10 protein-coding genes are annotated in these 8,573 nt (G+C 53.4%); 2 read left to right on the top strand and 8 right to left on the bottom strand.

Annotated elements, in window-relative coordinates; all coding sequences use genetic code 11:
- Window positions 1-316 precede the first annotated feature (316 nt).
- The 7 genes from QVP67_RS12650 to QVP67_RS12620 form a co-directional block, all read right to left on the bottom strand.
- Entirely contained in the window at window positions 317-532 is a 216-nt protein-coding gene (locus QVP67_RS12650) for an immunity 17 family protein (RefSeq protein ID WP_022163930.1), read from the bottom strand.
- An 11-nt stretch (window positions 533-543) separates the two neighbouring features.
- Window positions 544-969, bottom strand: coding sequence for a tRNA (adenosine(37)-N6)-threonylcarbamoyltransferase complex ATPase subunit type 1 TsaE (gene tsaE / locus QVP67_RS12645; protein WP_022163929.1), 426 nt, complete (start codon window positions 967-969; stop codon window positions 544-546).
- A 70-nt stretch (window positions 970-1,039) separates the two neighbouring features.
- Window positions 1,040-1,885, bottom strand: a complete 846-nt coding sequence (locus QVP67_RS12640) for a metal ABC transporter permease (protein ID WP_022163928.1) — start codon at window positions 1,883-1,885, stop codon at window positions 1,040-1,042.
- A 97-nt stretch (window positions 1,886-1,982) separates the two neighbouring features.
- Window positions 1,983-2,414: a hypothetical protein gene (locus QVP67_RS12635; protein ID WP_022163927.1), complete on the bottom strand. Its 432-nt coding sequence runs from the start codon at window positions 2,412-2,414 to the stop codon at window positions 1,983-1,985.
- Window positions 2,415-2,508: 94 nt separating this feature from the next.
- The gene (locus QVP67_RS12630) at window positions 2,509-3,768 is read right to left on the bottom strand and encodes a 3-phosphoshikimate 1-carboxyvinyltransferase (RefSeq protein ID WP_022163926.1); all 1,260 of its coding nucleotides are present in this window, start codon (window positions 3,766-3,768) and stop codon (window positions 2,509-2,511) included.
- Window positions 3,769-3,820: 52 nt separating this feature from the next.
- Window positions 3,821-4,219 (bottom strand): A1S_2505 family phage non-structural protein, encoded by a 399-nt coding sequence (locus tag QVP67_RS12625; RefSeq protein ID WP_022163925.1) that lies wholly within the window; start codon window positions 4,217-4,219, stop codon window positions 3,821-3,823.
- Between the two features lie 24 nt (window positions 4,220-4,243).
- Window positions 4,244-5,029, bottom strand: coding sequence for a TerB family tellurite resistance protein (locus QVP67_RS12620; RefSeq protein ID WP_022163924.1), 786 nt, complete (start codon window positions 5,027-5,029; stop codon window positions 4,244-4,246).
- Window positions 5,030-5,442: 413 nt separating this feature from the next.
- On the opposite strand from QVP67_RS12620, the gene tpx reads away from it, so the two are divergent.
- Window positions 5,443-6,048 carry a thiol peroxidase gene (tpx, locus tag QVP67_RS12615; RefSeq protein ID WP_022163923.1) on the top strand — a complete coding sequence of 202 codons (606 nt, stop codon included), beginning with the start codon at window positions 5,443-5,445 and terminating at the stop codon, window positions 6,046-6,048.
- Between the two features lie 23 nt (window positions 6,049-6,071).
- Here tpx and QVP67_RS12610 read toward each other — a convergent pair whose 3' ends face one another.
- On the bottom strand, window positions 6,072-7,292 hold the full coding sequence (locus QVP67_RS12610) for a transglutaminase-like domain-containing protein (protein WP_022163922.1): 1,221 nt from the start codon (window positions 7,290-7,292) through the stop codon (window positions 6,072-6,074).
- 192 nt (window positions 7,293-7,484) lie between these two features.
- Between QVP67_RS12610 and QVP67_RS12605 the strand changes: the two genes are divergently transcribed.
- Entirely contained in the window at window positions 7,485-8,288 is an 804-nt protein-coding gene (locus tag QVP67_RS12605) for an EFR1 family ferrodoxin (RefSeq protein ID WP_022163921.1), read from the top strand.
- The last annotated feature ends 285 nt before the right edge of the window (window positions 8,289-8,573 follow it).

Genomic DNA, 8,573 nt, shown 5'->3' with positions numbered 1-8,573 from the left:
AGCAGCCGCTGACACTACTGCTCAAGATAGCGCAGCAGTTGTAGCTGAATAATTTTAGCGCAACCTTAAGAGAGAATTGAAAGTCTGACGTGCGAAAGCACACCAGACTTTTTTTATTTTATATATCCTCGATGTAGCCCTGTCGGGACGACGCGGCGAAAAGGGCATATTTTTTCCCAGTTAGGAAAGTTTTTTTTCCTAACTGGGAAAAATTTTTTTTCTAACTGGGGAATTTTTTTTCTCTAACTGGGGAAAAAACGGGGGATTTCAGGGACGGGAACCGTATCGGTAAAGAGGAACATCCTCAACCGGTTGGTCAGACCGCAGGCGTGTTCAGGTAGAAGAATACGGCAGTACCTATCAGGATGAGGCCCAATACTCCGTAGAACCAGCGTGCCTGTCGGCGTCCGACGTTGTTGACGATGAACTGCGTGTTGCGCGCCGTGAAGAACCAGTCCCAATTGAAAAGAGCAGCCAGCAGAGCTGTAACTCCGGCGGCCGCAAAAATGCCTTGTATGATGTATTGACTCATGGTGCGCGGTTTTATCCGAGTTCTTCCATGGTCACTTTACGGGCACCGTTTTCTACCTCTTCGATGGTGACTTTGATGGTGTTGCCGGGCAGCAACTCTTCGATGAGTTCGGGCCATTCGATGAAGCAGAGCGCACCGCTGTAGAAGTAGTCTTCGTATCCCATGTCGTATACCTCTTCGAGTTTCTTGATGCGATAGAAGTCGAAATGGTAGATCAGTTCACCGGCAATGTCGGAACGATACTCGTTGACAATGGCAAAGGTGGGCGATGTGATGACGTCCGATACTCCCAGTTCTTCGCAGATGGCTTTGATGAAAGTGGTTTTTCCTGCTCCCATTTTCCCGTAGAGGGCAAAGACGGTATTGTCGCCCATGGCTTCGATGAACTGGCGGGCGGCTTCGTGAATCTGGTCTAATGACTGAATTGTTATTTCCATATCTGATATGTTTTAATTGAATGATGTTTGTTTCCCAACCGTATCGTACTTGCTCCTGACGTCGGGGGTATTATTTCCTTTCCTGCGGAACGGCGGCTGGGCTTTTCTTCCGCAAATATAGCCAAAAACTCTTTCCAGCCTTGCAAAGCGCATAGATAATGATGGAAAAGAAGATGATGGAGGCTCCCGAAGGCACGTTGAGGTAGAACGAAATCAGCAGTCCGCCCAGGCAGCTGAGGTAGCCTATACCGATGGACAGCCAGATAATCTGGTGAAAGCGGTAGGAAAAAAGATTGGCCGTCATCTGCGGAATGGTGAGCAGCGAGATGACGAGCACAATGCCTACCATGCGCAGGCAGGCCACGATGGACAGGGCTATGAACATCATCATCGCATATTCGAACAGTTGCACGGGGATACCTTGCGAACGGGCAAACTCGCGGTCGAAGGCTACGTAGACAATGGGCCGCAGGTAGAGTGTAAAGAAAAGGGTGAGCACCGCAGCCAGTGCTGCCAACAGGGCAATATCAGCCAGCGTGATGGTGAGGATGTTGCCAAACAGATAGGCCGAGAGGTCGGGCGCAAAACCGGGCGAAAGGAAAGTGAACATGATGCCTAGCGCCATGCCCAACGTCCAGAAGACGGCGATGGCCGAGTCTTCGCGCATGTCTTTCCGTTTGCTGAGCCATTCGACACCGAAGGCCGACAGTACTGCAAACAGGGCGGCGGAAAGGATGGGCGGGATGCCGGTGTACAGTCCCAGTCCGATGCCTCCGAACGAAGCATGGGTCAGACCACCGCTGATGAACACCAGCCGACGGGTGACGATGTATGTGCCCACCATGCCGCAGACGATACTTGCCAGCAGGCTGCCGATGAGGGCATGTTGGAAAAAGGTATATTGCAACAGATCCATGTTCATTAATGGTATATGATGAATGGTAAATGGTTAATGGTGAAGGTCTGTATTGGCTTGCGGCTCCTTCTTATTCCATTTGCCTCCTTTTAACTCTTTACTTTTTGTGCGGGTTGGCTCTCAGTTCGCCGACAACGAGGAACACTTCATCCTTCAGGTTGTCCGGCAAGGCAATGCCGCGCAGTTGCAGGCTGCGTACCCAGCCAGCCACGTCTTCGTCCTGCATGGTGTAGAAGATGTCGCGGAATTCGTCTTCCTGCTGAGGGGTATACGAGTCAGGTGCCACGCCGGCGTATTTATCCAGTTCTTCGTCGTCGTAGTATTCTATTTTCCGGCTGACAGCTGCCAGCAGGCTTTCTTTCTCGCAGACTTCGTGCTGCCCGCAGCATTCGCTGTCCACTTCAACCACTTCGGGCATGGCTTCGAGTTCTCCGCTTTCTACCTGACGGCGCAGGCGGCGGTTGCGTATTACTCCGGCTACGGCTGCTACCACGGCCAGAACTATCAGACTAACAATCAGTATCCACATACCTTATTTAATATATAGAGTGTCGCAAAGATACACAGATTTTGGGCATGAAGAGGCATGACAGCCTTAAAAAAGCGGAAACACACTGTCCTTTTCAGCTTTCTGTGCCTTCGGTGATGCGGAAACCTGCCACTTGCAGGTCTTTCCAGTAGTTGGGGTACGACTTGGACACTACCTGCGGATGGTTGATGCGGATGTCGGGACGCACCAGGCAGGCAGGGGCGAAGGCCATGGCCATGCGATGGTCTTCGTAGGTGTCAATGGCGGGAACGTCGGAGGCGGGGCAGCGTTCGCCGTCCCACGTCAGGATGCTGTCTTGCTCGGAGCGTACTACGTAACCCAGTTTGCGCAACTCGGTGATGAGGGCGCAGATGCGGTCGGTTTCTTTGATTTTCAGGGTTTGCAGACCTGTGAAACGGAAGGGGATACCTTTCAGACAGCAGGTCACGACGAAGGTTTGTGCCAGGTCGGGGATGTCGGTCATGTCTTCGTCGAGGCGGTCGGCACAGGTGGAGGTACGGGTCAGGCGTACGCCCTGTGTCGTGTATTCGGTGTGGATGCCCAGTCGGGCAAAGACTTCGGCTCCGCGACTGTCGCCCTGATGGCTGTGCGGCAGCAGGCCGGGCAGTTCGATGCAGGGGGCGGCAGTAGTGTCGTCGGTGTTGCTGCTCCAAAGGGCCAGCATTTCGTACCAGTAGGAAGCAGCGCTCCAGTCGCTTTCTACCGTGAAGGGGACGTCTTGGTAACTGCCCGGCTCTACCTTGATGCGGTCGGGGGCGGTCCATTGGGCATTGGCGCCGAAGCTGTGCATCAGTTGTAGGGTCAGGTTGATGTAAGGGCGCGAGATGATGTCGCCCGTCAGGTGCAACTCCAGTCCGCGGGGCAGCACGGGACCTATCATCAGTAAGGCCGATATGTATTGCGAGCTGACGTTTCCAGCCAGTTCGATTTCGTGTCCTTGCAGGCGGGTGCCGGTGATGCGCAGGGGCGGAAATCCTTCGTTGCCGATGTAGTCAATTTGTGCTCCCAGTGTGCGCAGGGCGTCCACCAGGATGCGGATGGGACGTTGCTGCATACGCTCGGTGCCGGTGATGACGCGTGTGCCGGGCGTCACACTGAGGTAAGCGGTGAGGAAGCGCATGGCAGTTCCGGCAGCCATGATGTCGATGTGTTGGGGATGTCCGTTGAGGGCACGAACCATGACGCGCGTGTCGTCGCAGTCGCTCAGGTTGGCGGGCAGTGTCGTGCCGCCCGAGAGGGCGTGCAGGATAAGGGCACGGTTGCTGATGCTTTTCGAAGCAGGCAGCTGTATGGTGGCGTTCAGGCTGTCGGGGCGGGTCAGTAGGTATTGCATAGGGTTGTATTTGCTAAAGGGTTATCGTATAAAATGAGTGTTCGTTTGCGGATTACTGTGCGGCAGGTTGTAGCACCTCCCAAAACCGCTGTGGCAAGTGTATGTTTTCCACATCGACAGCATCGCGGAACAGCGGAGCTATTTCGGCAGGACGGAATCCGGCAATGCCGCAACCTACTTCGGTGACGAGAAATGTCAGTTCGGGGTGTTGGCGGGCGAAGCTGATAAATTCGTCCACATAGGGCTTGATGCGGTCGGGGCCTCCGTGCATGGTCGGGATGCCGTAGGTCTGTCCTTGCAGGCCGGCGCCCTGACCCCAGATGGCTCCCCACTTTTTCCAGGCCAGCAGTGCGGCACCTCCGCCGTGGTGGCCTTCGAGGTTGCTTCCGAAAACGAATATTTCACCGGGCTGTAACTCGGTGATGCGGGGTGACGTGATTCTTCCGTTCATGGCGATTGCTTTTAAGGGTGTTGTTTATTTCATGCCTCGGGCCTTGTAAATCAGTTCCTTGGCATTGTTTATACTTTGGAATTTCTCTTCGGCTGCCTTCTTGATGTCTTCGCCCAGCGTAGCTACGCGGTCGGGGTGGTGCTTCAGGGCAAGGCGGCGATAAGCGGCGCGTACTTCGTCGTTGGAGGCCGATGGATCGATTTCGAGCACTTTATAGGCTTCTTCCAGCGAAGTGCCGCCCATGTTGAGCATCGACTCCACTTCTTTCGCCGACAGTCCCATGTAAATGGCTACTTCCTTCAGCGCCTCTAACTCTGCCGTGCAGACGTGGCCGTCACTTTTAGCAATGTTGGCCAGGAAGGCGAGCAGTTGCAACCGTTCTTCATAGCTCAGGTTGGCGGCTATCTGCTGTCCGCAGTCGTGTATCGTATTCTTGAAAGCCATCGGGTCCTGACTGTCCATACGTTTGCGCTGTTCGAAGAGGTTCAGCAGAATCTGCTGTCCTTCGCTAACGGCTGCTTCGCCGAAATTGGTGCGCAGAAAGTTGCGTACGTACTCCATTTCGCTGTGCATGATGCGACCGTCGGCCTTGATGATGTACGACGCCATGACAAGCATGGAGAAGAGAAAGCTGTTGCGCTGTCCTTGGTATGTGTCGTTGGCTGTCTGATATTCGTCACCGTAGTAACTGCCTTGTGCGGCGGGGCGGTCGAGGTCGAACAACGACCCTACTGCAAATCCTGCCAGTGCGCCCAGCGGTCCTCCGGCCATAAAGCCAATGATGCCGCCAATCCATTTTCCTGCTCCCATAGTTCTTTCTGATGTTTTTTAAATGTTCATTTTTCCTGTTTTCCGGTTACGTTTCCCGATTCTTTCTTGATGGGACGTATTTGATTGGTAAACAATTTGTTAACGTCCTTTCTTTGGGTTGGTGGAAGCTGTAGGGATGGTATGGAGGGGGCAGGAGGGGCTTTTCTACTATGCTTGTATGGCTCGTGAGCCGTGCAAGTGTTACTCGCGAGCCGTGCAAGTGTCTCTCGCGAGCCGTACAAGTGTCGTATATCGGCCTCTCGGGCGAGGAAGTTTCAACTACGTTCCGTTGTCCCTTTTTCGGGTACGGGCGAACCGGTTTCTTGCTTTTTATTTTTGCAAATGTAGGTATTTCCTTTGTGGCATGCAACCAAATGGCGGGTGAGATTGTTGATAAAGGAAAAAACTATTTTATGAATATCTTTCAATTTATCGTAAGTATGGGAACAGCTTTTACATTGGCTTCAACGCCAGTTGATACTACAGCCGGAGTTAGAAATGGAAATCCGGAGGGAGAAAAAAGAGAAATTGTGATTTGTCGTGGGTTCGAGGCTCATACCTGTGGGCCGATGGTGGAAGTAGGTCAGGAGGCACCCGACTTTCGGGCGGTGAATGCTGCGCTGGAGGAAATCAGCCTGTCGTCTTATCGCGGGAAACGTGTGATACTGAATATCTTCCCCAGCCTTGACACGCCGACGTGTGCCATGTCCGTCCGTCAGTTCAACGCCCGCGCTTCGGAACTGGAGAACACCGTGGTGCTCTGCCTGTCGATGGACTTGCCCTTTGCACAGTCACGCTTCTGCACCACCGAGGGGCTGGAAAACGTAGTGCCGCTCTCGTTGTTCCGCAGCCATGATTTTGTAGAAGGCTATGGCCTTCGCCTGGCCGACGGTCCGCTGGAGGGGCTGATGGCACGTGCAGTCGTTGTGATAGGCGAGGACGGTAAGGTGCGCTACACGCAGCTGGTCAAGGTGATTTCCGACGAGCCTGACTACGAGGCTGCGCTGAAGGCTTTGTAGCGATAAGCACTTGAGCCTTCTTTTTATCGGGGAGCCTGCCAGAAGTACTGGTCGTCGTTGACGGACAGGTTCCTCGAATTCCGTTGACTGCTGTCGCAGCCGGTGGGTTGCAGGAAGATGTAGTTGATGAGATTCTCATAGTCGCTTTCCGTATTGAACCCGTAGCGTGTCCAGCTTTCCAGATAGAACAGGTTCTTGGCCATGTATTCGTACAGATAGTCTTCTGTCGTGGTCTTCTTTTCATTGTTCCAGTTGGCCTCTTCGTTCACCCGGACGGGCTGCCCACTTCTGAGGCGTGCACGCACTTCCTGCACGCTCAGCAGGTTGCCCTGTTCGTCGGTCACCCAAGCGTTGTTCGTGGGGTCTATCCAAAGCCACTTGCCGAGGGTGGACGAATAAACGGCGTTGATGACATGGCAGTCGCTGATGTACGTCTTCGGCATGCAGGTGATGACGCGCGACGGAATACCCATCGATAGGTAGCATTCGTTCAGCACCGTGGCCAGTCCGCGGCAGTTCAGGCCCCGGCTGCCGTCCTTGCAGGCCTCGGCAAAGTTGATGGAGTTGTTTCCACCTGTCGGATTGCCGTTCCCGCCGTCGTGGCGTATCTTGTCGTGGATATAGGTCAGGATACGTTTGATGGTGGCCAGTTCGTCGCCTGCCACGGCCACGCTGTCCAGCCGGAAATAGTTACGGACGCGCTTCAAGTCGGGTTCGTCGGCCTGCGCATAGACAATTCGGGGCAGGCTGTCGGCCGGCTGCGTGCGGGTGTATTCCGGCGCATTTTGCAGGATATAGAGGTAATCGGTGGTCTCTTTCAGTCGCTGCAGGGCGGGCTGTAGTTCAGGTGCGTCCAGAATGTCTTTCAGGTCCTCATCATTGACTACCCTGTTGTAGCTGACTTCCATCTTATTGCTGTTCAGGGATTTGAGCAGGTTGCTGACGGCTTCTTGCTTTTTCCCCTGTATTGCCTGGACGCTGGCCATGTTATAGTAATAGGAGTATTTGACGTAAGCATAGCCTTCGGCCAGTTGCGACGCATGTGCGTCGTAGAGGTCAATAACCTTTTGGCAGAGGGCTTCGGCAGCCGGATAGTCCTTCCCGGTATATGCGTTGATAAACTGTGTGTTCAGTGAGTCAACGGAAGCCATGAATTTCCGTTCAGCATCGGTTTGTGCCGACAGGCTTGTGAAGCAGGCTAAACTTAAAAGTAAAATCAACAGGTTTCCTTTCAGTTTTTTCATTGTGGGTTCTGTTAAAAAATGGTAGTAAATAGGATTGTTCAGGCTACAAAGTAATCGATAATAAATGAAATGTTCAAGTATTCAGATGGATTAAAACTTGTCGGATATGTTTCTACAAGAATTAATCCTTATTTTTGTCGGCAGAAGTCCCGCGGATGAACGAACGGGGCATGTCGTTGTTATAGAAACGTTATGATACTCTATTTTTCTGCAACAGGAAACAGCCGCTATGTGGCGGCTATGCTGGCCCGGGAGTTGGGCGGTCAGCCGGTGATGGATATGGGCCTGTACATGAGGCCGGGAGCAGAACGGCTGACGGTGACGTTGGCCGAGGGCGAACCGCTGCTCTTCGTCTTCCCCGTACATTCGTGGGGATTTCCCAAGTATCTGGCGGGCGTGCTGGCGTCTATGGACGTGCAGGGCTATGTGCCCGGGCGAAACTACGTCGGCCTGCTGGCAACCTGTGGCGACGATGCAGGCCGCCTGTACCGCATGTGGAGTGAAACGGTGAGTCGGGCAGGGCTACGGGCTGATGCCGGCTTCACAGTCTTCATGCCCAATACGTACGTCCTCTTTCCTGGCTTCGATGTAGACAAGGCAGAAGTGCGCGACCGCAAACTGGATGCTGCTCCAGCCGCCGTCCGGCAGGTAGCAGAACAAATCAAGGCGGGAGTGCGGGGCGATTTTACCTGGAGAGGTAGGTTGCCGGGACTGAAAACCAACGTAATTTATCCGCTGTTCGCCCGCTTCATGACGTCGGACAAGGCGTTCCGTGCCGACGCAGACGCCTGCATTGGTTGCGGCCGTTGCGCGGAAGTCTGTCCCGTGGGCAACATTACGCTGACGGCTGTACATCCCCTTCGTGAGGGCAAACACATGCCCGTCTGGAACGGTCGGTGCCTCAACTGCCTGGCTTGTTACCATTATTGCCCCACGCATGCCATTGCCTACGGCTCGAAGACTCAGGGCAAAGGCTATTACACGTGCCCTAAATAGAGGTGTACAGTTTCTGTTCTTTATGTTTTCCTGACACAGTGCTTCTTAGCAATATTTTCCCTTTTGTCTTATCTGTTTCTCATAGTTGTGAGAAAGCCATTCTCATAGGCATGAGAAAACTCTTCTCACAGTTATGAGAATGCTCTTCTCATAGTTAGGGAATAAACGGGAATCTATTAAGAAAGTATTTGGGCTCAGTATAAAATCTTGAGAGGGTGTGCCAAAATAAAAGTATCTGAAACTCTCCTCCTTCCCGAAGGAGGAGTACCCGAAGGGGGAGGTGGT

It is taken from the genome of Bacteroides sp. CAG:633, assembly GCF_000435115.1.
GTDB lineage: Bacteria > Bacteroidota > Bacteroidia > Bacteroidales > Bacteroidaceae > Bacteroides > Bacteroides ndongoniae.
The sequence above is the reverse complement of the archived record's forward strand: the minus strand, read 5'-3'. Positions and strand labels throughout refer to the sequence as shown.

Excerpts from the sequence above, each read along its gene's own strand:
- QVP67_RS12640 (WP_022163928.1), bottom strand. The coding sequence starts at position 1,885 with ATGGATCTGTTGCAATATACCTTTTTCCAACATGCCCTCATCGGCAGC.
- QVP67_RS12650 (WP_022163930.1), bottom strand. The coding sequence starts at position 532 with ATGAGTCAATACATCATACAAGGCATTTTTGCGGCCGCCGGAGTTACA.
- QVP67_RS12635 (WP_022163927.1), bottom strand. The coding sequence starts at position 2,414 with ATGTGGATACTGATTGTTAGTCTGATAGTTCTGGCCGTGGTAGCAGCC.
- QVP67_RS12630 (WP_022163926.1), bottom strand. The coding sequence starts at position 3,768 with ATGCAATACCTACTGACCCGCCCCGACAGCCTGAACGCCACCATACAG.
- QVP67_RS12625 (WP_022163925.1), bottom strand. The coding sequence starts at position 4,219 with ATGAACGGAAGAATCACGTCACCCCGCATCACCGAGTTACAGCCCGGT.
- QVP67_RS12620 (WP_022163924.1), bottom strand. The coding sequence starts at position 5,029 with ATGGGAGCAGGAAAATGGATTGGCGGCATCATTGGCTTTATGGCCGGA.
- QVP67_RS12605 (WP_022163921.1), top strand. The coding sequence starts at position 7,485 with ATGATACTCTATTTTTCTGCAACAGGAAACAGCCGCTATGTGGCGGCT.
- tpx (WP_022163923.1), top strand. The coding sequence starts at position 5,443 with ATGAATATCTTTCAATTTATCGTAAGTATGGGAACAGCTTTTACATTG.
- QVP67_RS12610 (WP_022163922.1), bottom strand. The coding sequence starts at position 7,292 with ATGAAAAAACTGAAAGGAAACCTGTTGATTTTACTTTTAAGTTTAGCC.
- tsaE (WP_022163929.1), bottom strand. The coding sequence starts at position 969 with ATGGAAATAACAATTCAGTCATTAGACCAGATTCACGAAGCCGCCCGC.